General features: G+C 73.6%; 21 protein-coding genes and 2 pseudogenes. 5 read left to right on the plus strand and 18 right to left on the minus strand.

The features are described from left to right. The 3 genes and pseudogenes from ABZT03_RS20575 to ABZT03_RS20585 all read right to left on the minus strand — a co-directional run. Positions 1 to 298, minus strand: a pseudogene (locus ABZT03_RS20575) (hypothetical protein); the annotation flags it as partial. 259 nt (positions 299 to 557) lie between these two features. Continuing rightward, on the minus strand, positions 558 to 968 hold the full coding sequence (locus tag ABZT03_RS20580; protein ID WP_356041292.1) for a VOC family protein: 411 nt from the start codon (positions 966 to 968) through the stop codon (positions 558 to 560). Between the two features lie 349 nt (positions 969 to 1,317). Then, positions 1,318 to 1,767 (minus strand): PPOX class F420-dependent oxidoreductase, encoded by a 450-nt coding sequence (locus tag ABZT03_RS20585; RefSeq protein WP_356041293.1) that lies wholly within the window; start codon positions 1,765 to 1,767, stop codon positions 1,318 to 1,320. Between the two features lie 92 nt (positions 1,768 to 1,859). Between ABZT03_RS20585 and ABZT03_RS20590 the strand changes: the two genes are divergently transcribed. From ABZT03_RS20590 to ABZT03_RS20600, 3 genes are read left to right on the plus strand one after another with little or no spacing between them, the layout of a single operon-like run. Next, entirely contained in the window at positions 1,860 to 2,441 is a 582-nt protein-coding gene (locus ABZT03_RS20590) for a TetR/AcrR family transcriptional regulator (protein ID WP_356041295.1), read from the plus strand. 59 nt (positions 2,442 to 2,500) lie between these two features. Further along, a complete protein-coding gene (locus ABZT03_RS20595) occupies positions 2,501 to 3,895 on the plus strand; it encodes an MFS transporter (protein ID WP_356041297.1) in 1,395 nt (464 codons plus the stop codon). A gap of 59 nt (positions 3,896 to 3,954) precedes the next feature. After that, positions 3,955 to 5,184: a serine hydrolase domain-containing protein gene (locus ABZT03_RS20600; protein ID WP_356041299.1), complete on the plus strand. Its 1,230-nt coding sequence runs from the start codon at positions 3,955 to 3,957 to the stop codon at positions 5,182 to 5,184. A 4-nt stretch (positions 5,185 to 5,188) separates the two neighbouring features. Here the strand turns inward: ABZT03_RS20600 and ABZT03_RS20605 are convergent, their stop codons facing one another. The 4 genes from ABZT03_RS20605 to ribA form a co-directional block, all read right to left on the minus strand. After that, positions 5,189 to 6,352, minus strand: a complete 1,164-nt coding sequence (locus ABZT03_RS20605; RefSeq protein WP_356041301.1) for a saccharopine dehydrogenase family protein — start codon at positions 6,350 to 6,352, stop codon at positions 5,189 to 5,191. Continuing rightward, positions 6,345 to 7,382: a saccharopine dehydrogenase gene (locus ABZT03_RS20610; RefSeq protein ID WP_356041303.1), complete on the minus strand. Its 1,038-nt coding sequence runs from the start codon at positions 7,380 to 7,382 to the stop codon at positions 6,345 to 6,347. Before ABZT03_RS20610 ends, ABZT03_RS20605 begins: the two co-directional genes overlap by 8 nt. Further along, on the minus strand, positions 7,379 to 8,524 hold the full coding sequence (locus tag ABZT03_RS20615; protein WP_356041304.1) for an FAD-binding oxidoreductase: 1,146 nt from the start codon (positions 8,522 to 8,524) through the stop codon (positions 7,379 to 7,381). The genes ABZT03_RS20610 and ABZT03_RS20615 overlap by 4 nt, the downstream gene beginning before the upstream one ends. 133 nt (positions 8,525 to 8,657) lie before the next feature. Beyond that, a complete protein-coding gene (gene ribA / locus ABZT03_RS20620; RefSeq protein WP_356041306.1) occupies positions 8,658 to 9,317 on the minus strand; it encodes a GTP cyclohydrolase II in 660 nt (219 codons plus the stop codon). Positions 9,318 to 9,355: 38 nt separating this feature from the next. Between ribA and ABZT03_RS20625 the strand changes: the two genes are divergently transcribed. Next, the gene (locus tag ABZT03_RS20625) at positions 9,356 to 10,126 is read left to right on the plus strand and encodes a creatininase family protein (RefSeq protein WP_356041308.1); all 771 of its coding nucleotides are present in this window, start codon (positions 9,356 to 9,358) and stop codon (positions 10,124 to 10,126) included. A 161-nt stretch (positions 10,127 to 10,287) separates the two neighbouring features. Here the strand turns inward: ABZT03_RS20625 and ABZT03_RS20630 are convergent. The 5 genes and pseudogenes from ABZT03_RS20630 to ABZT03_RS20650 all read right to left on the minus strand — a co-directional run. Then, positions 10,288 to 11,364 (minus strand): annotated as a pseudogene (locus ABZT03_RS20630) (lysylphosphatidylglycerol synthase transmembrane domain-containing protein); the annotation flags it as partial. Continuing rightward, positions 11,361 to 12,353, minus strand: coding sequence for a class I SAM-dependent methyltransferase (locus tag ABZT03_RS20635; RefSeq protein WP_356041310.1), 993 nt, complete (start codon positions 12,351 to 12,353; stop codon positions 11,361 to 11,363). The pseudogene ABZT03_RS20630 and the gene ABZT03_RS20635, both read right to left, overlap by 4 nt. After that, positions 12,350 to 13,531, minus strand: coding sequence for a glycosyltransferase family 4 protein (locus ABZT03_RS20640; RefSeq protein ID WP_356041311.1), 1,182 nt, complete (start codon positions 13,529 to 13,531; stop codon positions 12,350 to 12,352). Before ABZT03_RS20640 ends, ABZT03_RS20635 begins: the two co-directional genes overlap by 4 nt. Then, entirely contained in the window at positions 13,528 to 13,926 is a 399-nt protein-coding gene (locus ABZT03_RS20645) for a 6-carboxytetrahydropterin synthase (RefSeq protein ID WP_356041313.1), read from the minus strand. The genes ABZT03_RS20640 and ABZT03_RS20645 overlap by 4 nt, the downstream gene beginning before the upstream one ends. A gap of 161 nt (positions 13,927 to 14,087) precedes the next feature. Beyond that, on the minus strand, positions 14,088 to 15,071 hold the full coding sequence (locus ABZT03_RS20650) for a zinc-binding alcohol dehydrogenase (protein ID WP_356041315.1): 984 nt from the start codon (positions 15,069 to 15,071) through the stop codon (positions 14,088 to 14,090). Between the two features lie 108 nt (positions 15,072 to 15,179). On the opposite strand from ABZT03_RS20650, the gene ABZT03_RS20655 reads away from it, so the two are divergent. Beyond that, positions 15,180 to 15,956 (plus strand): CDP-alcohol phosphatidyltransferase family protein, encoded by a 777-nt coding sequence (locus ABZT03_RS20655; protein WP_356041317.1) that lies wholly within the window; start codon positions 15,180 to 15,182, stop codon positions 15,954 to 15,956. Positions 15,957 to 16,064: 108 nt separating this feature from the next. On the opposite strand, the gene ABZT03_RS20660 is transcribed toward ABZT03_RS20655, so the two are convergent. The 6 genes from ABZT03_RS20660 to fusA form a co-directional block, all read right to left on the minus strand. Beyond that, positions 16,065 to 17,108 carry a MerR family transcriptional regulator gene (locus ABZT03_RS20660; RefSeq protein WP_356041319.1) on the minus strand — a complete coding sequence of 348 codons (1,044 nt, stop codon included), beginning with the start codon at positions 17,106 to 17,108 and terminating at the stop codon, positions 16,065 to 16,067. Between the two features lie 249 nt (positions 17,109 to 17,357). Further along, entirely contained in the window at positions 17,358 to 18,716 is a 1,359-nt protein-coding gene (locus ABZT03_RS20665; protein ID WP_356041321.1) for a GH1 family beta-glucosidase, read from the minus strand. Between the two features lie 29 nt (positions 18,717 to 18,745). Continuing rightward, positions 18,746 to 19,585, minus strand: a complete 840-nt coding sequence (locus tag ABZT03_RS20670; protein ID WP_356041423.1) for a carbohydrate ABC transporter permease — start codon at positions 19,583 to 19,585, stop codon at positions 18,746 to 18,748. A 16-nt stretch (positions 19,586 to 19,601) separates the two neighbouring features. Next, a complete protein-coding gene (locus ABZT03_RS20675; protein WP_356041323.1) occupies positions 19,602 to 20,609 on the minus strand; it encodes a sugar ABC transporter permease in 1,008 nt (335 codons plus the stop codon). 8 nt (positions 20,610 to 20,617) lie between these two features. Then, positions 20,618 to 21,931 (minus strand): sugar ABC transporter substrate-binding protein, encoded by a 1,314-nt coding sequence (locus ABZT03_RS20680; protein ID WP_356041325.1) that lies wholly within the window; start codon positions 21,929 to 21,931, stop codon positions 20,618 to 20,620. 543 nt (positions 21,932 to 22,474) lie between these two features. Next, positions 22,475 to 24,523, minus strand: coding sequence for an elongation factor G (gene fusA / locus ABZT03_RS20685; RefSeq protein ID WP_356041327.1), 2,049 nt, complete (start codon positions 24,521 to 24,523; stop codon positions 22,475 to 22,477). Positions 24,524 to 24,660 lie beyond the last annotated feature (137 nt).

The following is a 24,660-nucleotide window of genomic DNA, read 5'->3' on the forward strand; positions in this document are numbered from 1 at the left end:
CCGCCACGTACGACCGGCCCGCCCGGATGCCGTCCAGGATCGCCTCCCGGGTCAGGTCGTCGGCCAGGACGACCGTCTGGGGGAGTCCGACCGCGCGCGCGAAGGGCGCGAACCCGGGCCGTTCTGCTTGCCGGTTGGCGGTCGCCTGGGTGGGGGCGGCGGTATGCGGCCTGCGGTCGCCGGAGGGCGTCGGCGGGTTGAGGGTGCCGGTCGGCGGTATACGGTCGGCGGCATACGGTCGGCGCGGGCTCAGGCGCCGGTCGGCGGTATGCAGTCGGCGGTCGGCGGTCGCCGGCATACGGTCGGCGCGGGCTCAGGCGCCGGTCGGCGGTATGCAGCCGGCGGTCGGCGCGCTGAGGGTGCGGGCCGACAGTCGCCGGTATGCGGTCGGCGCGCTGAGGGTGCGGGCCGACAGTCGCCGGTATGCAGTCGGCGCGCTGAGGATGCGGGTCGGCCGTCGCCGGTATGCAGTCGGCGGTCGCGGTCGGCGGGCCGAGGGCGGCGGCGGCGCGGGGAGGTCCCGCGACGCTTCCGCGGCGCCCGTCACGCAGCCGTTCTCAGACGCTGCTCCAGCCCCGCTCGCACAGCACCAGCCGGTAGCCGTCGGGGTCCTCGACGGTGACGCCCCACTCGTTCCAGTACGGGTTGGGCGAGGGCACCCGCTTCCCGCCGTGCGCCTCCAGCCGGGCGACCAGGTCCTCCGGCACCGGGCCGTCGACGTAGACCACCAGGAGGTCGTCCTCGGTGGGGCTGGGCTCGACCGGGTCGGCGGGTTCCCGGACGAGTTCCAGGTGCCAGCCGGCGTCCGGCCAGCCCAGCATCAGCAGGTCGTGCTCCCCGGGGATGCCGCCGCCCTCGGCCCGCCAGAGCACGTCGAGGCCGAGACCGCCGGCCCAGAACCGCTCGGCCGCGGCCAGGTCCCGGGACGGGCGGGCGACGCGGATGTGGCTGCGGCCGTTGACGGGCATGAAGTCCTCTTCTCGTGGCGTGCGCGGGACGGTCAAGCTGCGGAAAAGCTTAGGGACCCGGTGCTCCCCCGGCCATCGGCCGTCGGCCCTGCGCCTGCCGCCCTAGGACTGTGGCACAGCGGTGACCGGGCGGCTCTGGAACCGTTGACAGATGGCGGGCGGCGCAAGAACATCGGCCGGAACAAGCGGAAAGCACCGTCCCGCAGACGGCCGCGGACGGCCGCGCCCGCCCGACTCCGCGCGCTCCGGCCGGTTTCAGGGGCGGCCGGAGCGCGCGGGCCGCTCCCCGCCACCGGGCCGCCCCGTACGCCGCCGACCCGTACCCCGGCCGACCCGGGCTCCGGTCCGCTCAGCTCCCCTCGCCGGCCCGCGGGATGCCGTAGGCCCGCTCCACCCGCAGCCGCAGCACCAGCCGGCGGTCGCGGACCATCGCGGCCCGGTAGTCGTCCCAGTCGGGGTGTTCGCCGGCGGCGTCGCGGTAGAGGCGGACGAGTTCCTCGACCGTCTCATCGTGCGGGTCCTCCGCGACGGGCGAGAGGTCGGCCGTGCCCTCGACGACCGTGTAGGCCCACCGGTCGGGGCTGGTCACGTGGTACGACGCGCGGGGGTCCCGGCGCAGGTTGCGGGTCTTGGCACGGTCGTCCGTGAGTGAGACCCGGACGGTCCGTTCGGCCGGGTCGTAGCGGTGAGTGACGTTCGACAGCTGGGGCCGACCGTCGCGCTTCAGGGTGACGAGCACCCCGCCGCCGGTGTCGGAGAGCAGCTGAAGCAGTGCGTCCTGCGTCGCGTCCTGAGTCATACCCGGTAGAGCCGCCGGGCGGGGCGGAGCATTCCCGGCGTACCGCCGTCCGGAGGGTAGACACTGTCTACCCGCCCTGGTAGACAGTGTCTATGACTGATTCGGAGACGGGGCTGCGGGTCCGGCTGGTCGAGGCCGGCGTGGATCTGGTGGCCCGGGAGGGCGTGCAGGCGCTCACCCTCCGCGAGATCGCCCGCCGGGCCGGGGTCTCGCACGGGGCGCCGCGCCGCTACTTCGCGACCCATCTGGAGCTGCTGTCGGCCATCGCGCGCCGCGGCTTCGCCGACCTCGCCGAGCGCGTCACGGCGGCGGCCGGCGACGGGACGGCCCCCGCGCGCACCCAGCTGACGGCACTGGGCCGCTGCTACCTCGAGTTCGGGCTGGACAACCGCGGCATGTACGAGCTGATGTTCCGTCACGACCTGCTGGAAAGCGGGCATTTGGGCCTGCGGGACACGAGCCTCCCGTTGTTCGGCCGGCTGGTGGACCTGGTGGGCCGGGTACGCCCGGACGCGGACGCCCCGCTCGTCGCGGGCGCCCTGTGGGCGAACCTGCACGGTCTGGTACAGCTGTGGAGCTGGGGAAGTCTGCAACTCGCCGCGGGCGGGACCGACTTCACGCCCTTCCTGCGGGCCGCCCTGGACGCGCACCTGGGCCCGGAGACCGCCGTATGACCCGTACGGCTCATGGACACCCGCCGTCACCCGATGCGCCGGTACCGGCCAGGACCCCCATGACCCGGCACCAGCGGCTCACCCTGGTGAGCAGTGTGGCCGGGGCGGCGATCGTCGCGCTGGACGGCACCGTCCTGACCGTCGCGCAGCCCACCCTGCGCCGGGACCTGGGCGCGTCCTTCGCCGAGGTGCAGTGGGCCAGTACCGGCTATCTGGTGGCGGTGGCCGCGCTGCTGGTGTTCGCGGGACGGCTGGGCGACCGGTACGGGCACCGGCGGCTGTTCGCGGCCGGAACGGCCGGCTTCGGTGTCGCCTCCGCCGGGATCGGCCTGGCGTCCGGCATCGGCTGGGTGATCGCCCTGCGCGTCGTCCAGGGCGTGTTCGGCGCACTGCTGCAACCCGCCACGCTCGGGATGCTGCGGACCGCGTTCCCGCCCGACCGGCTGCGGGGACCGATCGCCGTACGCACCGCGGCGATCGGGCTGGCCGTCGCCGCCGGACCCGTCCTCGGCGGGGCGCTCGTGACCGGGGCGGGCTGGCGGGCGGTGTTCCTCGTGAACATCGGGCCCGCCCTGCTGATGGGACTGCTCGCGCTCGCCGCGCCCGAACCGCGTCGGGTCTCCTCCGCCCGGCTGGACGTGCCGGGTGCGCTGCTGCTCGCGGTGGGCCTGGCCGCTCTGGTGCACACGCTCGTCGTCCTGCCGGGGGCCGGCCGGCCGGCCGGGAGCGGGTGGGGTCTCGTGGTGCTCGTGCTGACCGGCGCGGCCTTCGTCCGGCACGAACGCCGTACCGCGAGCCCTCTGGTGCCACCGGACCTCGTCGGTTCGGTGAGCGTGGCGGCCGCCCTCGCTGTCCTGGTCGCGGCCTCGGCGGCGCTGTCCGGCACACTCTTCGTCTGCACCTACCTGCTCCAGGACACCCTGCGACTCGACCCCCTCGGCGGCGCCCTGCGCAGCCTGCCGCTCGCGGTGCTGATGGTGGCGTCCGCCCCCGGGGGCGCGGTGCTGCTGCGCAGAGCCGGTGCCCGCCGTACGACCGTCTCCGCGATGGCCGTGCTCGCCCTCGGCGTCCTGGTGCTGTCGCGGGCCTCCGGGACCCCCGCGCTCTGCGCCGGGTTCGGGCTGCTGGGGGCCGGGTTCGGGACGGTGATGGTGGCGGCCACCCATGTCGTGGTGCGGCGGGCGCCCGTGGAGTCGGCCGGGGTGGCGGGCGGGCTGCAGCAGACCGCGATGAACGTCGGGCCGGCGCTCGGGGTGGCCGGTGCGGCCGCGCTGATGGGGCTGCGGGCCGGGACGGGGCTGCCGCTCGGGGTCCTCGCCGGGGTGGCGGTGGCCGGCGCCGGGGCGGGGGCCCTTCTGCCGGGGCCGTTCGGCGCGGCGCGCGACGATCACCGCGAGACGATCACCGCGAACCGAGGGACCGATCGCGTGTTCCTGCGCCACGATGAGGTCTGAGGGCATTCCGGCGGGGTAGGTCGGACGGCACCTCGACGAACGCACTTCGGAGGAGAACGATGGCACTGCTGCGACAAGAGGTCGACCCGGGCGAGGCCGGGCTGGACGTGAAGGCGCTGGACCGGCTCGACCAGCACGTCGCCCACTACGTCGACGAGGGGCGCCTGCCGGGATTCCTGGTGGCCGTCTCCCGCGGCGGACGCGTCGCCCACCTCACCGCGCACGGCCACCGTGACCTCGCCGCCGGGCTGCCCGTCGAGGCCGACACCCTGTGGCGCATCTACTCCATGACCAAGCCCGTGACCTCCGTCGCCGCGCTGCTGCTGGTCGAGGAGGGCCGGCTGTCGCTGGACGACCCGGTCGCCCGCCACCTGCCGGCCTTCGCCGACCCGCAGGTGTACGTCGGCGGCTTCGGCGCGGACCTCCGGACGCGCCCGGCCGACGGGCCGATACTGGTCCGGCACCTGATGACCCACACGGCGGGTCTGACCTTTGCCTTCTACCACAACCACCCCGTGGACGCGCTCTACCGCGAGGCCGGTCTGGAGTCGGCGGTGGTGCCGGGCTCGACCCTGGCCGAGACGGTCGACGTGTACGCGCGTCTGCCCCTGCAGTACGAGCCGGGCACCGAGTGGAACTACTCGGTCGCCACCAACGTCCTGGGCCGGGTCGTGGAGGTGGTGTCCGGGCAGCCGCTCGACACGTTCTTCGCCGAGCGGATCTTCGGCCCCCTCGGAATGACGGACGCCGGGTTCTGCGTGGCTCCCGAACAGCGCCACAGGCTGGCCGAGTTGTACGGGGACGCCGAGGGCGGCGGCATCGAGCCGATCCCCGGGCTGCCGCTGCACGGCCGCCCCCGCTTCCTGTCCGGCAGCGGCGGCATGGTGGCCTCCGCCCACGACGTGCACCGCTTCGCGGAACTGCTGCGCCGCCGCGGCGAGCTCGACGGCACCCGGCTGCTCGCGCCGCGGACGGTGGACCTGATGACGTCCAACCAGCTGCCCGGAGGCGCCGACCTGCGCTCCTTCGGCAGCCGTCCGGCGCACGACGGGCCCGGCAACGACGGGGTCGGCTTCGGCCTCGGCGTCTCCGTGGTGATCGACCCCGAGCGGACGGAGGCCCCGGCGGGACTCGGCACCTACGGCTGGAGCGGGGTGGCGACGACGACGTTCTGGGTGGACCCCGTCCACGACCTCACCGTGCAGTTCATGACCCAGGTGCGGCCGAAGGGCTCGCACGCCCTCTACCCGGAACTCAAGCGGCTGGTCCACGAGGCGGTCCTGGACTGAGCCGCTACTCCCGCTGGTCGACGCGCAGAGTGAAGTCGAGCCCCTCCTCGGCCAGTTCACCCAGCCACCGCTCGGACCGCGCCGCGTTCTCCGCGGCCCGGTTCAGGCCCGGCGGCAGGGAACCGTCCAGGATGTGGCGGACCCCGAGCGCCAGCGGACGGGAGACGCAGCGGGCCATCGCGCTCTCCCGCGCGTCCCCCACCAGGTCCAGGAGGTAGCGGCCCGACCAGGTCCGGCCCTGCGGGGCGCGGACGTCGAGGGACACGGCCAGGACGACCCGGTCCCGGTCGGCCTCCGTGGTGGGGTGCGCGGCGGCCAACTCGGCCGCCAGCGCGGCGATCCGGGCGTCGTCGCCGCCCTTCAGCTCGTCGAAGACGGCGTCCCAGGCCCGCAGCCAGCCGTCCAGACGCAGCGTGCCGCGGACGAAGTCGCGCGGCCGCCAGGCGGACGGCAGACCGTACTGCTCCACGAAGGGCACGCTGTCGCGGTTCGGGTACGCCTCGAAGGTCTCCCCGTCGACGACGAGTCGCCGGGTCGCCTCCCACGGCCGCCCGGCGGTGGTCTCGGCGCCGTCCTGGAGGTAACGGGCGGGAGCACGCAGCGCGTTGAGGACCCCGGCGGGCGCCCAGCTGAAGCGGTACCGGAAGTCGTCGGGGACCGCGGGCACGCCCCCGCACCACGAGGTGAGACTGTAGGAGGTCCCGGGCGTCGAGGCGCCGATCGCGACCCTGGCCCGGCCGGTCAGGCTGTGCGCGAAGAGATGGTCGATGCCCGGGTCGAGGCCCGCCTCGGTCAGGACGACGAGCCCGGCCCGTGCGGCCCCGGGCACCTGCGCGACGAGCTCGTCGGAGACATAGCTCGAACACGCGAAGTGCGCCCCGCCCCGCACGCAGGCGGCCAGCAGCCCGGGGTGCCCGGGCGCCGGCAGCATCGACACCACGACGTCGCCGGGCGCCAGTTCGGCCGCGAGCCCGGACGGCGTGTACGCGCGGGGTGCGACGCGTCCGGCCAGGCCCAGTGTGTCCAGCGCTGCCGCGGCACGCTCCTCGGTGCGGTGCCACAGCCGGACCTCGGCGGCCCTGTCGCACAGCGCGGCCAGGCCGCTGCCGGTGGACAGGCCGGCGCCGACCCAGTGCACGGTGCCGCTCGCGGGAACCCGGTCAGTCACGTCGGGCCTCCTCCAGTGCCTGGTGGAACCGGTCGAGGCAGCGCGCCCACGCGCCGCCGGGGAAGTCGAGCAACTGGGGCAGCAGCGCGGCCGAGAAGTCGGTGCTGGACTCCTCCGGCAGCAGGGAGGGCAGGTTGTCGATGGCGATGAGGTCGAGCGGCGGTCGTTCGCGCAGCCGGCGGGCCGGCTCGGTCCACTCGGTGGTGCGGTCGTAGACCGGCAGCACGTTGAGGGGCGAGCCGACGTCGCAGGTGACGTCGCACAGGGTGCGCAGCCGGCGGGCCGGGTCGTCGAGGTCCGCCTCGCGGACGAAGGGCGGCACGGGGCTGGTGGCGAGGACCGCGTTGACCATCACGTCGTGGCGCAGCAGGGCCGGCCGGTCCAGGTCCCTCGTCTCGGCGAGGTCCCAGCAGGTGGGGTCGACGCCGGCGGCGGTGAAGGCGGCACGGGCACCCCGGCCGCTGCGGCCCAGGGCGCCGACCACCAGCGCGGTGAACTCCTGGTCACCGGCGGCGCGCCGGAGGCTCTCGTCCAGTGCCTTCCTGCCGGTCGGGGTGAGGGGCACGGGCAGCCGGCCGCGGTGGTGCAGGACGGCGAGGGCCGCGCCGAGGTAGCCGGCCCAGTAGCCGAACGCGGTGAGCCGGCGGCCGTCGGCGTCGACCAGGTACTCGAGGTCGAGGAGGGCGCCGCCCCCGGCGGCGAACCGGCCGAGCAGGTCCGCGGCGCCCGGCTGCCGCTTGTAGGCGTGCCCGAAGAAGATGTGCCGGTGGGCCAGTACGGCGGGCCGGTCCGGGAGTTCCTTGAGGCCGAGGATCACGGCGTCCTCGGGCGCCGACACCCAGGAGGCCGCGGGCGCGGTCCGGCAGCCGGCCGCCTCGTACTCCTCGACGGGGAAGATCCGCTGCGGGGACTCCTCCACGGTGAGCGTCGCGCCTTCGGCCAGCAGCCGCCGGGCGTCGGACGGCACGAGCGGGGTGCGTCGCTCGGTGGAACGGTCCTCGTGGCGCAGCCACAGATGCAGCTCGGTCATACGCGGTTGACCTCCGGACGCGGGGCGTCGGCCGCGAACCGGCCGGCGCTCAACGGGCTGACGTCCACGAAGGGTACGCGGCCCAGACAGAGGTCGCGGACGACTTCTCCGACGGCTGGCCCCTGGAGGAAACCGTGACCCGAGAAGCCTGTCGCATACAGAAAACGGGAGACGGTGGACGCTTCGCCGATCAGGGCGTTGTGGTCCGGGGTCACCTCGTACAGGCCCGCCCAGCCGCCGGTGCGGCGCAGGTCCAGCAGGGCGGGGGCGCGCCGTTCCATGGCGGCGTACAGCCGGGGGATCCAGCGGTCGTGGGTGTCGGTGGCGAAGCCGGGGCGCTCGTCGGGATCGGACATGCCGACGAGGAGACCGGGACCCTCGGCGTGGAAGTAGAGGCTGGTGCTGAAGTCGATCGTCATGGGGAACGCGGGCGGCAGTGCGGCCAGCGGCTCGGTGACGGCGATCTGGCGGCGCAGCGGCTGCACGGGCAGGTCCACGCCGACCATGGCGCCGACGGCCCGGGACCAGGCGCCGGCCGCGCAGACGACGGTGCCGGTGGCGATACGGCCCAGGGTGGTCGTGACGGCCGTGATGTGGTCGCCGCGCAGTTCGACGCCGGTGACCTCGGTGTGCCGCAGGATCCGGGCGCCGTGCGCGCGGGCGGCGGCGGCGTAACCGTGGACGACGGCCTCGGGGGTGCAGTGGCCGTCGTCGGGCGAGTGGGCGGCGGCCAGCAGGCCGTCGGTGGTGATCAGCGGGGACAGCCGCCGGGCCGCCGCCGGGTCGATCATGCGGCTGGGCACGCCCAGGGAGTTCTGCAGCCGCACGCCCGCCTCGAAGGAGGCGACGTCCTCGGGTGTCGACAGCAGGAACAGGTAGCCCACCCGGTGCAGGCCGATGTCGTGCCCGGTCTCCTGCTCGAACCGGCCGAACGCCTCCAGGCTGCGTGCTCCCAGCTGGATGTTGAGCTCGTCGGAGAACTGCGCGCGGACCCCGCCCGCTGCCCGCGAGGTGGAACCGGCGGCGAGTTCGTCCCGCTCGACCAGGACGACGTCGCGCACCCCGGCCCGGGCCAGGTGGTAGGCGATGCTCGTCCCGATCACCCCGCCGCCGATGACGACGACTGCGGCCTGCGTGTTCACGGGCATGTCTCCCTGGCCTGGCCTGGTCGGTGCCGGCGGCGGGGGCGGCTGCCGCGCCCCGGCTGCCGGCACCGGCCCTGTGGTGGGGGGTTCCTGTGAGGAGGAGATCTGACCGGGCCGGGGCGCGGGCGGCTCAGGACCAGTGCGCCACGGCGTCCAGATGCGGCAGGACGTGGTCGAGCCGCTCCCGCTTGGTGCGCAGGTAGGTGATGTTGTTCTCGCACGGCGGGATCAGCAGCGGCACCGTCTCGGCCACCTCGATGCCGTGCTCGGCCAACGCCTCACGCTTGCGGGGGTTGTTGGACATCAGGCGTACCGAGCGCACGCCGAGGTCGTGCAGGATCTCGGCGGCGACGCCGTAGTCGCGGGCGTCCACCGGCAGGCCGAGGGCGAGGTTCGCCTCGACGGTGTCCAGGCCCTCCGCCTGCAGCGCCATCGCACGCAGCTTGCCGAGCAGACCGATGCCCCGGCCCTCGTGCCCTCTCAAGTAGACGACGATGCCGCGTCCTTCGGCGACGACCGCGCGCAGCGCGGAGGCGAGCTGGTCGCCGCACTCGCAGTGCTGCGAGCCGAACGCGTCACCGGTCAGGCACTCGGAATGCAGTCGGGTCAGCACGTCGTCGGTGCCGATGTCGCCGTAGACCAGGGCCACTTGTTCGTCACCGCGGTCGTGGTCCAGATAGCCGACCGCCTCGAATTTCCCGTACACGGTGGGCAGCGGCGCATTCACGACGCGTTCGACGCCCGTGCGCTGCGGGGACTTCTTGCCGAGTACGCCAATGTTGTCTGTCATGATCTGGTTCCTAAGCAGAGACGAAAGGCCGTGGAGAAATGAGTGATTCACCGGTGAGGTCGGCGGTACACGGTATGTTGCCGACGGACACCACGGAAGACGTACGGGCGCGGGGGGCGGGTGTCCCACGACAGGTGGCCGTCCTTCCGGTGGGCAGCTTCGAGCAGCACGGCCGGTACCTCCCGCTGGCGACGGACACGCTCGTCGCCTGTGCCGTGGCCCGGGAGATCGCCGCGGCGTACCCGGTGCACCTCCTCCCTCCGGTGACGATCTCCTGCTCGCACGAGCACGCGGCCTGGCCGGGGACCGTCAGCATCTCCTCAGTGACCCTTCACGCGGTGGTGGGTGACATCGCCGCCTCGCTCCGCCGGTCCGGCGTCGACTGCCTGGTGGTGGTCAACGGACACGGCGGAAACTACGTACTGGGCAACGTCGTTCAGGAATCCTCCGCCCGCGGCGAGCGCATGGCGCTCTTCCCGGCCGCGGAGGACTGGGAGACGGCGCGTGAGCGGGCGGGGGTCGTGACCTCGCTCCTCACCGACATGCACGCGGGGGAAATCGAGACCTCCATCCTTCTGCACGCTCATCCCGAATTGCTCCGTCCCGGCTACGAGACTTCCGATTTCGTCGCGGACGACCGGCGCCATCTGCTCTCCCTCGGTATGTCCGGCTACACCGATTCAGGTGTCATAGGCCGTCCCTCGCTGGGGTCTGCGGAAAAGGGGAAGGAATTGCTGGCGAGCCTGGCGGATTCCTTCGGCGCGTACCTGGACCTGCTCACCTCACAGGACGGCTTTGGCCGGGAGTAGTCGTCGCGGGCCGCGGGGCAGGGCTCCTGGGCCGGCTCGTCCGGCCGGGAGCCGCCCCGCAGTCCGGCGGCCCAGCGGGCGACCAGGACGAGGACGCCGGGCAGGCTCGCCGCGAAGCTGAGGACGCCGTACACGACGGCGACGGCGAGGCCGCTGCTCGCGCCGAGGCCGACGGCCCCGAACGCCCAGGCGGTGACGCCCTCGCGGGGCCCGAAGCCGCCGATGTTCAGCGGCACGCCCATGGCGAGCAGGGCGAGGACGGCGAGCGGCAGGAGTACGGCGACCGAGGCGGCCGATCCGGCGACGCGGGCGGCGAGCACGAACATCCCGAGGTGGCCGGCCAGCACCACGGCGGACGACAGCGCGACGCCCGGTCCGTTGCGGCGCGACAGCAGGGCCTCGCGCGCCTCGGCCAGACTCGCCCGCAGGGCCCGCCCTCGCCGGGAGGGTGCCCGGTTCATCCGCAGGGCCACGACGATCGCGAGCGCGCCCAGTGCTGCGAGGCCGATCAGCGGGGCGGCCTGCCGGGCGTCGGCCTGGACCGGGGACGGCATCGTCAGGAGCACGGCGGCGCCGACCACGGCCAGCGCGGCCTGCCCCGCGGCCCGTTCGAGGACGACCGTGCGGACGCCGCGGCCCAGGTCGCCGGCGCTCTGCCCGTGCCGTACCGCCCGGTGCACGTCGCCGAGGACGCCGCCGGGCAGGGCCGCGTTCAGGAACAGGGCGCGGTAGTAGTCGGCGAGGGCCGGGCCGAAGGGCAGCCGGACGCGCAACGCGCGGGCCACCAGCTGCCAGCGCCAGGCGCTGAACACGGTGGTGACCAGGCCGATCGCCAGCGCCGCGAGCAGGCTGACGGCGTCGATCCGGCGCAGCCCGTCCAGGAAGACGCCGGTGCCCAGCCGCCACAGCAGCACGGCGAGGATCACGACACCGGCGACGGTGCCGAAGTGGGTGCGCACGGCGCGGGAGTTCAGCTTGGCCAGCGCGGCCCGCAGGGCGGCTCCGGCCCCCGCGGGGCGCGGGGCCGCGTCGGCGCGGGGCGCGGTGACGATCACGCCGACGCGGGCCGCGGAGACCGCGGCGTCGGAGCGGACTCCCGCGTCCCCCTCGGACTCGGGTGCCCGTCCTGCCGACGGGCGCGGACCGGCGACGACCACCGCGACGGCGGGTTCCGGCCGCCGCGCGAGCGGGATCGTGGCGGGCCGGCCGACCGGCGTCTTCACGGTCTGCACGCTCATGCCGCCCCGCCCGTCGGCCGGGACAGCGCCAGCAGGTCGGTGTGGTGGACCACGACCCGCAGTTCCCCGGCCGCGCAGGCGGCGAGGCGTTCACGCAGGTAGCGGTCGGCGCGCGCTTCGAGCTCCGGGCGCTCCTCGATGGCCGCGCCGACCCAGCCGCGCAGCCACTGCGCGGTGAGCGCCGACTCGGCCGGGCCCAGCCGCCAGGGGCTCGGATTCAGCCGTACGGTGGCGCCGCGCTCGGAGAAGGACTCGCAGGCCGCGGTGACGGCGTCCGGGCCGAGCAGGCCGCCGCGCCGCTGGTGGGCGTTGAACGCCTCGGCGAGCTCGGCGTCCATCGGGTCGGCGTCGGCGAACTCGACGCGTCCGGCCACGGAGAGCGTGAGCAGCGCCGAGCAGCCCGCTCCGGTCACCGCGGTGGCGAGGGTGTCGATCTCCTCACGGGTGAGGACGTCCAGCAGCGCGGAGGCGGTCACCAGCTGCGCGCCGGCGAGGGCGTCCGGGGTGAGCCGGGCGACGTCGCCGCGCCGGGTCTCCACGGTGACGCGGCTGCCGTCGGCGGCGGAGCGCGGCGAGGCGACGGCGGCGAAGTGCAGCAGGTAGGGGTCGCGGTCGTGCAGGATCCAGTGCTGGGCGCCGTCGAGGCGGGGGGCGAGCCAGCGGCCCATCGAACCGGTGCCGCAGCCCAGGTCGTGGACGACCAGCCCCTCGCTGCGGCCGGGCAGGTTGGCGAGGCGGATGCGCAGCGGGTCGAGGAGGTCGCCCGAGCGGGCGCCGGCGTCGGCGCCCTCGCGCAGCTCCAGCCACTCGGGTGCGTAGCGGGCCTGTTCGTCGGGGCCGGCGTCGCGCAGCCGCACCGTGGCGCGCTCGCCGGGGCGGGCGGTGGGGCCCGCGCCGGCGATGACGGAGTCCGCGTGGTCGGCGGCCTCCCGGGGTCCGGGCTGAGCCGCGATCTTTCCGCCGTGCTGGGTCATGGTCGTCTCCCTCATGCCACCCTCCTGGGTTCCCCCGGCAGCCGGCCCAGCACTCCGGCCAGACTGCGGGCGGTCGTCGCCCAGCCGTCCAGGGCGGCTCGCCGGCCCCTGGCCGCCGCCTTCAGCCGGCGCCGTACGTCCGCCTCGCCGAACCAGCCGCGCAGTTCCGCGGCGAGGGCGGCGGGGTCCTCCGGCGGGACGAGGATGCCGGGCACCCCGCCGTCGGGGGCGCGTCCGACGGCCTCCGGGAGCCCGCCGACGTCGGTGGCCAGCACCGGGATGCCGCGGGCCAGGGCCTCGGTGACCGCCATACCGTACGTCTCGGCGTAGGAGGTGAGGACCATCAGGTCGGCGGCGGCGTAGCTGGCGTCGAGTTCGGCACCGGCCTGGGGGCCCGCGAGGTGCAGGCGGTCCTGCAGGCCGTGCTTCCTGATCAGGTCCCGCAGTCCGGCCACGTACTCGGGGTCGTGGCCGAGGCCGCCGACGCAGACGCAGCTCCACGGCAGGTCGGTCACCGTGGCCAGCGCCTCCACCAGGCGGTGCTGCCCCTTGCGCGGGGTCACCGAGGCCACGCACAGCAGCCGGGAGACCCCGTCGGTGCCGGAGGCGAGGGGCGCGATGTCGGCGCCGGGGGCGGCGACATGGACCCGCTCGGGGGCCAGCCCGTGGTGGGAGACGAGGCGGCGGACCGCCCAGTCGCTGGTGGCGATCACGGCGGGCACCGCGCGCAGCACCGTGCGCTCCAGCGCGTCGAGTTCCGCGGCCACGGCGGGGTCGATGCCCCGCTCGTCGCCGAGCGGGAGGTGCACCAGGACGGCCAGCCGCAGCCGCTGCGCCTCGGGGACGACGATCTCCGGGACCCCGCAGGCGACGATCCCGTCGAGCAGGACGACCGTGCCGTCCGGCAGCTCGCGCAGGGTGCGGGCGAGCTGGGCGCGGTCGGCCTGAGCGGGCCGCGGCCAGTCGCCCTCGGCCAGGTGCCGGTGGACCTGCCAGCCGAAGCCCGGCAGGTCCAGGCACACGCGCCGGTCGTAGGCGTTGCCGCCGCTCGGCGCGGTCGCGTCGTTGACGCTGCCCGGCATCACGAAGTGCACGGAGCGCAGGGACATGGGGATGATCTCGGCGTTCTTCAGGACGGGCTGCTGCACGGGCACATAGCCGAGCGCGGCCTTCTCCAGGGTCGTGTCGGTCACAGCGCACGCTCGTAACTCGCCCAGGCGACGTGCGACTCGTGCAGCGTGACGGTGAGCCCGGCCAGGCCCTTGGCGCCCTCGCCCAGCGCGCCCTTGTGGACGCGGTCGGCGAGCCGGTCGGCGATGACCTTGGCCAGGAACTCGGTCGAGGTGTTGACGTGCGCGAAGTCGGGCTCGTTGTCGAGGTTTCTGTAGTTCAGCTCGCTGACGACGGCCCCGAGTTCCTGGGTGGCCAGACCGATGTCGACGACGATGTTGTCGTCGTCCAGCTGCTCGCGCCGGAAGGTGGCGTCCACCAGGAAGGTCGCTCCGTGCAGACGCTGCGCGGGACCGAAGACCTCGCCGCGGAAGCTGTGGGCGATCATGATGTGATCGCGGACGGTGATGCTGAACAACGGACGACCCTCCAGGTGCGGCGCCTCTGATCCCCCGCCGATCGCTGCCGGGGATGCCGTCTAGTACGGCTCCTCGGTTCCCCTTGTTCAGCCGTTCCTCACCCTTTTCTCAGGTCAGGCGCCGCGGGGCGGCTCCGGCCGTACCGGACGGAACGGGTCCGTCACCCGGCGTCGTCGTAGCGGACCCGGTGGCACAGTGCGGGGATCTCGCCGGAGGCCAGGCGCGGCAGCACGTCGGGCAGTTCCTCGAAGGCGCACTCCCCGGTGACGAGAGCGTCGAGCGCCGGGTCGGCGAGCAGGTCGAGGGCGAGCGCGAGCCGGTCGGCGTAGGTGCGGCTGGAGCGGCGGGCCGGGGACACGCTGCCGACCTGGCTGCTGCGGATGACGAGCCGGCGGGAGTGGAACGCCTCGCCCAGCGGGAGGCTGACCCGGCGGTCGCCGTACCAGCTGAGTTCGAGGACGGTGCCCTCGGCGGTGAGCAGTTCCAGCGCGCGGGCCAGGCCCTGTTCGGTGGCGCTGGCGTGGACGACGAGGTCGCACCCGTCGAGCGCGTCGGCGGGGAGGGCGAAGCCCACACCGAGCGCCTCGGCGATCTTCGCGCGGGCGGGGTCGGCGTCGACCAGCTGGACCCGGACCCCCGGGAAGCGGCCCAGCAGGGCGGCCACCGAGCAGCCGACCATACCGCCGCCGACCACGGCGATCCGGTCCCCGACCAGGGGCGCCGCGTCCCACAGCGCGTTGACGGCCGTCTCGACGGTGCCGGCGAGGACCGCGCGTGCGGCGGGCAGGTGCTCGGGCAGGGGCGTCACGGCGCTCGCGGGGACGACGTACCGCGTCTGGTGCGGATAGAGGCAGAACACGGTCCGTCCGACCAGGTCCGCCGGCCCCTCCTCCACCACACCGACGTTGAGGTAGCCGTACTTCACCGGTGCGGGGAAGTCGCCCTCCTGGAACGGCGCCCGCATGGCCGCGTGCTGGCTCTCGGGCACCCCGCCCCGGAAGACGAGGGTCTCCGTGCCGCGGCTGACTCCGGACCACAGCGAGCGGACGACGACCTCGTCCGTCCCGGGGTCCGGCAGGGTGACGTCCCGGACCTCCCCCCGGCCGGGAGAGCTGAGCCAAAAGGCGCGTGCGGAGCGCTTCATCGGCGTCCTCCTGAACGATCGGCAACCGGTGCACGTACCGAGGAGTGCACAGGTCGCGCACAGTACGCGGCCTTGATCAAATCTGTCACCTGGCCGGAGGAATGTGCGGTGGCCCTGAACAACACGTACGAAGCAAGGCTGGTCCAGCAGGAGACCGCTGTGGGGGCGGGCGTGCAGGTCCTGTTGCTGGCTCTGCTCGGCACGGCGATAGGCATGGGGCCCGCGGGCTGGCTGACCGGACTCGCCTTCGCCATCGCCACCTGGGCGGTCCTCTCCCGGGCGCTGCACCGCACCCGGCCGCGGACCTTCGGCCCGGCCAACCGGGTGACGCTGGGCCGGGCGACCCTGGTGGGCGGTGTGACGGCGCTGGTCGCGGACTCCTTCGAGAGCTCGCCGCCGGTGACGCTGTTCGTGGGTCTGACGGCGGTGGCGCTGATCCTCGACGGCGTGGACGGCAAGGTCGCCCGCGCCACCGGCACCTCCACCCCGCTGGGCGCGCGGTTCGACATGGAGGTCGACGCGTTCCTCATCCTGGTGCTCAGCGTGTACGTCTCGATGTCCCTGGGCCCGTGGGTCCTGCTGATCGGCGGCATGCGGTACGCCTTCGTCGCCGCGGCCCGCGTCCTGCCCTGGCTGAACGCGCCGCTGCCCCCGAGCACGGCCCGCAAGACGGTGGCCGCGCTCCAGGGCGTGCTCCTGCTGCTGGGCGCGTCGGCACTGCTGCCGTACACGGGCACCTTCGCGGTCGTCGCGGTGGCGCTGGCGCTGCTGGTCTGGTCGTTCGGCCGGGACGTCGTGTGGCTGTGGCGCACCTCCCGCATGGAGGAGGAGTGCCTGGCGGAGGTCCTGGAACTGATGCCGGAGCGGGAGCGGATCGCTTCCTGACGACGGCGATGGCGGTAGCCGTGCCGATGCCGCCGGCCGCCGGAGTCCGAAGCTCCCGGGGTCTTTCGGCCGCACCCCGCGAGCTCGGCCTGATCGAGACGGGAGGCCCTAGTCCTCCAGACGGACCGGCATCAGGAGCGAGAACGTCTCCTCGCTGTCGGGCCGGCGGATCACCAGGGGTGTTGTGGAGGTGCCGAGTTCCACGTTCAGCCGGTCCCGGGCTCCGGCGGCGAGCGCGTCGAGCAAGAACTCCCGGTTGACGGCGACCTGGTCCGGGTCGGTGGCGCCGTCCTCGCAGACGACCACCGTGTTCTCCGCCGTCACCTTGAGGACGCTCAGGTCGCAGGACACGCCGTCCGGCTCCCGCCCCTCGCCCTGGCGGACGGGGCCGGTCAGCACCGCCTCGCGGAAGGCCGGCACGTCGACGGGGGCACGGCGCCCGGCCGGCAGCCGGACCAGACGGCGGTAGTCGGGGAAGTCGTGGTCGAGGCACTGCCCGGTCGTGCGCCGGTCCCCGGTCTCCAGCGTCATCCGGCCGTCCTCCAGGACCAGTCGGGCGTGCTGCTCACCGCTCAGCAGCGCGCGCATCGCGTCGGCGAGCGGCAACGGCACGATGACCTGCGTACGGCTCCCGTCATGACCGGTGGCAGTCGCGTGGGCTACGGCCATCCGGTACCGGTCGGTGGTCACGAGGCGCAGTGCCCCGTCCTCCACGTCGAACAGGATGCCACCGAGCATCGGCAGCTCCGGATCGGTACTGGCGGCGAACCGGACCGCGTCCAGCGCGGCCCCCAACTCGGTTGCCGGGACGTCAAGTCGGATGACGGCGGTACGGAGCGGAGTGGTCATGGGTCGTCCTCTGTCCTCGAGTAGCGTTCGGACCGTGGAGAACTCGCCGCGGGCATCGGACAGCCCCTGTTCGAGGCGGCGCAGATGGGCCCGCAGCAGCTCGCGCACCAGGTCGGTGTCCGCGCCGGACCAGCCGGCCAGTACCAGCCGCACGTCCGGCAGCGGCATACCGGCCCGGCGCAACCGGGCCAGCAGCCGGGCCTCGTCCAGTTGAGCGGCCTCGTACCAGCGATAGCCGGTCACCGGGTCGACCCACGCGGGTACCAGCACCCCGGCGCGGTCGTAGAACCGCAGGGCGCTCACGTTCAGCCCACTGTCCCGGGCCATCTCCGATGCTGCGCATCTCGCTCTCCACACCCGGAACTCTGTGCCCTGCACCAGGTCGAGGGTCAAGCCGGGCAGGCCGGCACGCGCGTCCCGGGGGGCGGGGCGACTCGCGGCGGCCGGCCGGTGACCGCTCCCTGAGGGTGCCGGGCCGGTCGCGACACCGGCCGGCGGGGCGGGCTCCCGCACCCGCGCCCACCGGCCGTTCCCCCGTCGCCCCCGTGGGTCTCAGGCCGCGTCACGCCGGCGTTCGCGGTGGCCCCGGATGATCTCCGCGTAGCGGTGGCCGGTGCCCTTGATCGTGCGGGTCTGGGTGCGGTAGTCCACGTGGACGAGGCCGAAGCGCTTCTCGTAGCCGTACGCCCACTCGAAGTTGTCCAGCAGGGACCAGGCGAAGTAGCCGGCCAGCGGGGCTCCCTTGCGGGCCGCGGCGGCGCAGGCGGCGAGGTGGCCGGCCAGGTAGTCCTGGCGCTCGGGGTCCTCGACGGTGCCGTCGGGGCGTACGACGTCCGGGAAGGCGGAGCCGTTCTCGGTGACGTACAGCTTGCGGGCGCCGTAGTCGTCGGTGAGCCGGAGCAGCAGCGCCTCGATGCCGCTCGCGTCGATCTCCCAGTCCATGCCGGTGCGCGGGACGCCGGGGCGGCGCACGGAACGGACGTGCGGTGCCGGCCCGGTGGGGTCGTCGGCGACCGTCGCGGGGAAGTAGTAGTTCAGGCCCAGCCAGTCCAGCGGGGCGGCGATCGTCGCCAAGTCGCCTGCCTGCTCGGGGAGTTCCACGCCGTAGAGGTCGCGCATGTCGGCCGGGAAGCCGCGGCCGTGGACCGGGTCGAGCCACCAGCGGTTGGTGTGGCCGTCCATGCGGCGGGCGGCGTCGACGTCCTCGGGCCGGTCGGTGGCCGGGTGGACGGTGGACAGGTTGTTGACGATGCCGACCTCGGCGTCCGGGACCGCGGCGCGGATCGCCTGCGCCGCGAGGCCGTGCCCGAGCAGGAGGTGGTAGGAGGCGCGGACCGCGGCCGTCAGGTCGGTCAGACCGGGGGCCATGGTGCCTTCCAGGTGGCCGATCCAGGCCGAGCACAGCGGCTCGTTGAGGGTGGCCCAGTGGGTGACGCGGTCGCCGAGGCGGGAGGCGACGGCGGACGCGTACGCGGCGAAGTGCTCGGCCGTCGCCCGCTCCGGCCAGCCGCCGCGGTCCTGGAGGGCCTGCGGCAGGTCCCAGTGGTAGAGGGTGGCGGACGGGGTGATGCCCGCCTCCAGCAGGCCGTCGACCAACTCGTCGTAGAAGGCGAGGCCCTTGGCGTTGACGGGCCCGTCGCCGCCCGGCACCACGCGCGGCCAGGCGACGGAGAAGCGGTAGGCGTTGGTGCCGAGCCGGCGCATCAGCGCGATGTCCTCGCGCCAGCGGTGGTAGTGGTCGCAGGCGAGGTCGCCGTGGTCGTCGCCCGCGATCTTGCCGGGGGTGTGCGAGAAGGTGTCCCAGATCGACGGCGAACGGCCGTCCTCCGCCACGGCTCCCTCGATCTGGTACGCCGAGGTGGCCGTGCCCCACAGGAAGTCGTGCGGAAGTGCGGCGAGGTCGATGGTCACTGAAGTCCCTTTGTGTGCGGCGGAGTCGGTCACTTGACGGCACCCGCCGTCAGTCCGGCGACGAGGTAGCGCTGGAGCAGCAGGAAGCCCGCGACCACGGGGAGGCTGACGACCAGCGAGGCGGCCATGATCTGGTTCCAGTACACGTCGTTGAGCGTGGAGTAGCCCTGGAGCCCGACGGCGAGGGTGCGGGTGGTGTCGTTGGTCATCACCGACGCGAAGAGCACCTCGCCCCAGGCGGTCATGAAGGCGTAGACGGCGACCGCGACGATCCCGGGGATCGCGGCCGGCACCACCACCCGCAACAGCGCGCCGAGCGGTCCGCAGCCGTCCACCAGTGCCGCCTCGTCCAGGTCGCGCGGCACCGAGTCGAAGTACCCGATCAGCATCCAGATCGAGAACGGCAGCGAGAAGGTCAGATACGTGAGGATCAGGCCGCCGCGGGAGCCGAACAGGGCGATGCCGGTGGCGTTGCCGATGTTGACGTAGAGGAGGAACAGCGGGAGGAGGAAGAGGATGCCGGGGAACATCTGGGTCGACAAGACGGTGACCGTGAACACGCGTTTGCCGCGGAAGTCGTAGCGGCTGACCGCGTACGCGGAGAAGACGGCGATGACCACCGAGCAGACCGTCGCCGCGCCGGCCACGATCAGCGAGTTCACGAAGTACCGGGCGAGCGGGACCGTGGACCAGATGTCGACGTACGGCCGGAGCGTGAGGCCGCTGGGCAGCCAGCGGAACTTGCCCGTGACGTCGGCGAGGGGCTTGAGGGAGCTGGAGACCATGACGTACACGGGCAGCAGGACGAAGCCGGTGAGCAGGGTGAGGAAGATCCGCCGGGACCAGTGGAAGGACCGGGGCGGGGCCATCGGGGAGGCCGGGGAGCTAGGCATCGGTGGTGGCCCTCCGTCCGCGTGAGGTGAGTACGAGGTAGGCGCCCGTCACGACGAGCAGGAACAGCAGGAGCAGGACGGACATGGCGGAGCCGGTGCCGAAGTTCCAGGTCACGAAGGAGGCTTGGTAGATGTGGACCGAGATGAGGTCCGCCGCCTCCGGGGCCGTCCGGCCGAACAGCACGAACGGCGTGTTGAAGTCGTTGAACGTCCACAGGAACAGCACCAGGACGAGCACCTGGTTGACCGGGCGCAGCGACGGCAGCGTGATGCGGCGGATCTGCTGCCACATCCCGGCGCCGTCCAGGGCGGCCGCCTCGTACAGCTCCCGGGGGATGTTCTGCAGGCCGGCCATGACGATGAGGAACGCGAACGGCCAGCCCTTCCACACCGACACGGTGAGCAGGGCGTAGAAGGCGTTGTCGCCGATGAGCCAGAAGGACGGCTTGCCGGTGAGGTGCAGCTGGTCGTGCAGGACGTGGTTCACCAGGCCGTTGTCGTGCTGGAACATGAACACCCAGGTGATGACGGCCGTGTAGACCGGCAGGGCGTACGGCACGAGGAACAGGGCGCGCAGCAGGCCGCGGCCTCGGAAGGTGTCCTGCATGTAGATCGCGGCGGCGGTGCCGATCAGCCAGCACAGGGCGACCGACAGCAGCGTGAAGGCGACGGTCACGAGGAACGAGTGCAGCAGCGCCTTGCCGACGGGGGCGTCGAAGTCCACCGACACCGAGTAGTTGTCGAGGCCGGACCAGGGGGCGGTGCCCCAGTCGCGGATGTAGAACTGCGTGAGCTCCTTGAAGCTCATCACGATGCCGATCACCATCGGCACCAGGTGGACCAGGAGTTCGAGGACCAGGGCGGGCAGGAGCAGCAGGTACGGCAGTCCGGCGCGGCGGATCCGGCCGCCGCGGCGGCGGCGCGGTCCCGGCGCCGCCGCCGCGGAGGAACCGGCCGGGTTCCCGGTCACGGCGGCCTCCGCGGTGGCAGTGGTCGTCACGGCGTCGCTCACTTCGCCGGCATCTGCTGCTGCGCCTTGGCGAGCTTCGCCTTCACCGACTCCTCGGTGATGGCGCGTCCGGCGGCCGCGTCGGCGAAGAGGTCCTTGACGGCGGTGCCCACCGCGGTCTCGAACTGCGACTCGTCGGCGACCTGGGGCAGGGCGGCGGCGCTGCCGGCCAGGGTGTTCTTGAGGACGGCGTTGGCCGGGGTGTTGAACGCGGAGTCGGACTGGGCGGTCTTCACCGGCGGGATGGAGCTGTACGCGGTGTTGAGGATCTTCTGTTCCGCGTCACCGGTCATGAACTTCACGAACTTCCGCGCCCCGTCGAGGTTGTGGGTGTTCTTGAAGACGGCCAGGTTGATGCCGGCGACCATGGAGTTGACGTTGGCGCCGGTGCCGGGGGTGCCGGACTGGACGGGGACGGGCGCGATGCCGTAGTCGGCCTCGCTCATGCCCTGGGACGTGAGGTTGGCGGACGCCGACTGCCACAGCAGCATCGCGTTCTTGCCCTTGGCGAAGTCGCTCACGGACTGGTTCTGCGCGTACTCGGCGTTGCCCGGCGCGATGATCTTGTCCTTGGCCATCAGGTCGACGTACTGCTTGACGGCGGTGACGACCCCGTCGTTGGTGAAGTCGGCCTTCCCGTCGGCGGTGAAGAAGTCGGCGCCGTGCTGCTTGGCGAACACGAAGGTGTGGTGGATGTTCTCCGACAGGTTCGAACCCTCCGCGCCGAGGCCCCACTTGCCGTCCTTCGACAGCTTCTTGCCGTCGGCGATCAGCTCGTCCCAGGTGGCCGGCGGCTTCGCGATCCCGGCGTCGGCGAACGCCTTCTTGTTGTAGTAGAGGGCGTAGGCCATCGAGTACAGCGGCACGGCGGCGGGGTCCTTGCCCTGGGCCCCGGTGGAGCCGAGCGCCGAGTCGACGAAGCGGTCCCGGCCGCCGATCGCGGCGAGGTTCTTCGCGTCCCACGGCAGCAGCGCGCCCGTGGCCTGGAGCGAGGCGCTCCAGGTGTTGCCGATGTTGAGGACGTCGGGGCCCTGGCCGGAGGTGGTCGCGGTGAGGATCCGGTTCAGCAGGTCCGACCAGGGGACGACCTCCAGTTTGACCTTGATGCCCGTCTGCTTCTCGAACTTGTCGAGCTCGGGCCGGAGGACCTTCTTGTCGACCTCGATGCTGGCGCCCTGGTTGGAGGCCCAGTAGGTGAGCGTCTTGGGCGAGTCGTCGGACCCGCCCGTCGACGAACCGCCGCCGCAGGCCGAGGCGGCGAGCGCGAGAGAGAGGGTGACGGCGCCTACGGCCGCGGTTCGGATGCTGCGCATGGCTCCCGGGTGTCCCTTCCGGAGTTTTTCACGGCTTAATTTAGGACGTGAGTTAAACCTCGGAAGGCGGTCCCGTCAAGGGGTGCGGCACACCTTGCGCGACTCCGGTCGCACCTCTTGACGCACCCGTTCGGTCAGTTGAGGCATCTCCCGGCGAGACAGCGCTCCCAGTCCGCCTCCCGTTCACTTCCCGAACGGGAGAGCCGCCCCATGCCCCACCCCCCGACCCGTCCGCCGAGCGCCGCCGCACCGCGCTCGCCGCCGCCGCAGCCGTCCCCACGCTCGCCGCGCTCCCGGCCGTGCCGGCAGCGGCGGCCCCGAGGTCCGGGCGCGTCCGCGCGCTGCCCGGCGGCGGCGACCTCGCCCCGAACGCCCTCGACTTCGATCCGGCCGGTACGAGCGGGTCCCCAACGAGACCGGGACGCCCACTTCGGGCACCTCCACCGTGCCGTCGACGGTGGTGTCCTACCCCTGACGTGCCCGCCGCGGCGGCTCCCGTCCGCACCCCCGGTTTCGGGGACACGGACAGGAGCCGCCCGGCACCTACCGCGCCGGTGCCCCGGCCGGCGCCGGCGCGTAGCCGGCGGGCCGGACCGTGAAGGTGCCGCGGCCCTGGGTGCGGCCGCGCAACCGGGTCGCGTAGCCGAACAGTTCGGCCAGCGGCACGGTGGCGGTGACGGCCGCCGTGCCGCTCCGGGCGACGGAACCGCGGACCCGGCCGCGCCGGGCCGCCAGGTCGCCGAGCACCGCGCCGACCGCGTCCTCGGGCACGGTCACCGTCACCTCGGCGACCGGTTCGAGAAGCGCCATCGCGCCGGCGCGCAGGGCCTCCCGCAGACCGAGACGGCCCGCGGTGCGGAACGCGGCCTCCGAGGAGTCCTTCACGTGGGTCGCCCCGTCGGTCAGGGTGACGCGCACCCCGGTCACCGGATGACCGGCCAGCGGCCCGTCACCGAGGGCGTCCCGGCAGCCGGCCTCGACCGCGCGGACGTACTCCTGCGGCACCCGCCCTCCCACCACGGCGGACCGGAACTCGAACCCGGTGCCCTGCTCCAGCGGCTCCACGTCGAGGACGACATGGGCGAACTGCCCTGCCCCGCCGTCCTGTTTGACGTGCCGGAAGACCAGACCGGACACCCCTCGGGCGACCGTCTCGCGGTAGGACACCCGAGGCCGGCCGACGGTGACCTCCAGCCCGTGGGCGCGCCGGAGTTTCTCCACCGCCACCTCCAGGTGCAGTTCACCCATGCCCGACACCAGCGTCTGGCCCGTCTCGGGGTCGGTCCCGACCACCAGGGACGGGTCCTCCTCCGCGAGTCTCGCCAGCGCCGTGGCCAGCCGGTCGCCGTCGCCCGCGCCGCGCGCCTCGACGGCCACGGACACCACCGGCTCGGCGACACCGGGCGGTTCGAGGAGCAGCGGCGCCCCGGGCGCGCACAGCGTCGCGCCGGCCCGGACCGACTTCAGCCCGGCCACGGCCACGATGTCGCCCGCGACCGCCCGCTCCAGCCGTTCGTGCCGGTCGGCCTGCACCCGCAGGATCCGCCCGACACGCTCGGCGCGCCCCGCGCCCGCGTCCCACACCGTGTCCCCCCGCTCCAGCGTTCCCGAGTACATCCGCAGATACGTCAGGCGTCCCGTCGCCGTCGCGTTCACCTTGAACGCGAGCGCCGCGAGCGGGGCCGCCGGGTCGGCGACCCGTTCCTGCTCCGTCCCGTCGTGCGTACCGCGTACGGCGGGCACGTCGAGCGGGGACGGCAGGTACGCCACGACGGCGTCGAGCAGCGGCTCGATCCCGCGGTTGCGGTACGCGGAGCCGCACAGCACCACGAGTCCGTCGCCGCTGCGGGTGAGATCCCGCAGGGCCGCGGCGAGGGTCCGCGGTGTGAGGGCGGAGCGCTCGCAGAACTCCTCCAGCGCGCCGGGGTGGAGTTCCGCCACCGCCTCCTCCAGCAGCCGCCGCCGTCGCCGCGCCTCCTCCAGCAGACCTTCGGGTACGGGGCCCTCCTCGACGCCGTCCTTCGCGTCGGCCCAGGTCAGCGCCCGGAGCCGGAGCAGGTCGACGACGCCGGTGAAGCCGTGCTCCGTCCCGATCGGCACCTGCACCACCAGCGGGGCCGGGTGCAGCCGCTCGCGGATCGAAGCGACGGCCGTGTCGAGGTCGGCGCCCGCGCGGTCGAGCTTGTTGACGAACGCGATCCTCGGCACGCCGTGCCGGTCGGCCTGCCGCCACACCGACTCGCTCTGCGGCTCGACCCCGGCGACGGCGTCGAACACCGCGAGCGCGCCGTCGAGGACGCGCAGCGAACGCTCCACCTCGTCGGCGAAGTCGACGTGTCCCGGCGTGTCGATCAGGTTGAGGCGGTGACCGTCCCAGTCGCAGCTCGCCGCCGCGGCGAAGATGGTGATGCCCCGGTCGCGCTCCTGCGGGTCGAAGTCGGTGACGGTGGTGCCGTCGTGGACCTCGCCCCGCCGGTGGGTGGTTCCGGTGGCGTAGAGGATCCGCTCGGTGACGGTGGTCTTGCCCGCGTCGACGTGGGCGAGGATGCCCAGGTTGCGGACGGAGGTGAGCGGGTTGCTGTGGGTGCGCACGGCCCATGGCCTTTCGGTCGTTCGGGAAAGGGGCAGCGCGATGGCCGGACTCTGACGGATCGTCATGGAAGGTACAGGCAGGCGGGGTTCACGCGGCGACGTATGAGGACGGGCTGCGGGACCACCGGTTGCGGCCG

The sequence above is a fragment of the Streptomyces sp. NPDC005574 genome, assembly GCF_040605435.1.
In the GTDB taxonomy this organism is placed as follows: domain Bacteria; phylum Actinomycetota; class Actinomycetes; order Streptomycetales; family Streptomycetaceae; genus Streptomyces.

Bases quoted from the DNA above. Each gene is read 5' to 3' on its own strand.
- ABZT03_RS20585 (WP_356041293.1), bottom strand. From the start codon at position 1,767: ATGACTCAGGACGCGACGCAGGACGCACTGCTTCAGCTGCTCTCCGAC.
- ABZT03_RS20595 (WP_356041297.1), top strand. From the start codon at position 2,501: ATGACCCGGCACCAGCGGCTCACCCTGGTGAGCAGTGTGGCCGGGGCG.
- ABZT03_RS20600 (WP_356041299.1), top strand. From the start codon at position 3,955: ATGGCACTGCTGCGACAAGAGGTCGACCCGGGCGAGGCCGGGCTGGAC.
- ABZT03_RS20670 (WP_356041423.1), bottom strand. From the start codon at position 19,585: ATGGCCCCGCCCCGGTCCTTCCACTGGTCCCGGCGGATCTTCCTCACC.
- ABZT03_RS20590 (WP_356041295.1), top strand. From the start codon at position 1,860: ATGACTGATTCGGAGACGGGGCTGCGGGTCCGGCTGGTCGAGGCCGGC.
- ribA (WP_356041306.1), bottom strand. From the start codon at position 9,317: ATGACAGACAACATTGGCGTACTCGGCAAGAAGTCCCCGCAGCGCACG.
- ABZT03_RS20625 (WP_356041308.1), top strand. From the start codon at position 9,356: ATGAGTGATTCACCGGTGAGGTCGGCGGTACACGGTATGTTGCCGACG.
- ABZT03_RS20610 (WP_356041303.1), bottom strand. From the start codon at position 7,382: ATGACCGAGCTGCATCTGTGGCTGCGCCACGAGGACCGTTCCACCGAG.
- ABZT03_RS20635 (WP_356041310.1), bottom strand. From the start codon at position 12,353: ATGAGGGAGACGACCATGACCCAGCACGGCGGAAAGATCGCGGCTCAG.
- ABZT03_RS20680 (WP_356041325.1), bottom strand. From the start codon at position 21,931: ATGCGCAGCATCCGAACCGCGGCCGTAGGCGCCGTCACCCTCTCTCTC.
- ABZT03_RS20580 (WP_356041292.1), bottom strand. From the start codon at position 968: ATGCCCGTCAACGGCCGCAGCCACATCCGCGTCGCCCGCCCGTCCCGG.
- ABZT03_RS20650 (WP_356041315.1), bottom strand. From the start codon at position 15,071: ATGAAGCGCTCCGCACGCGCCTTTTGGCTCAGCTCTCCCGGCCGGGGG.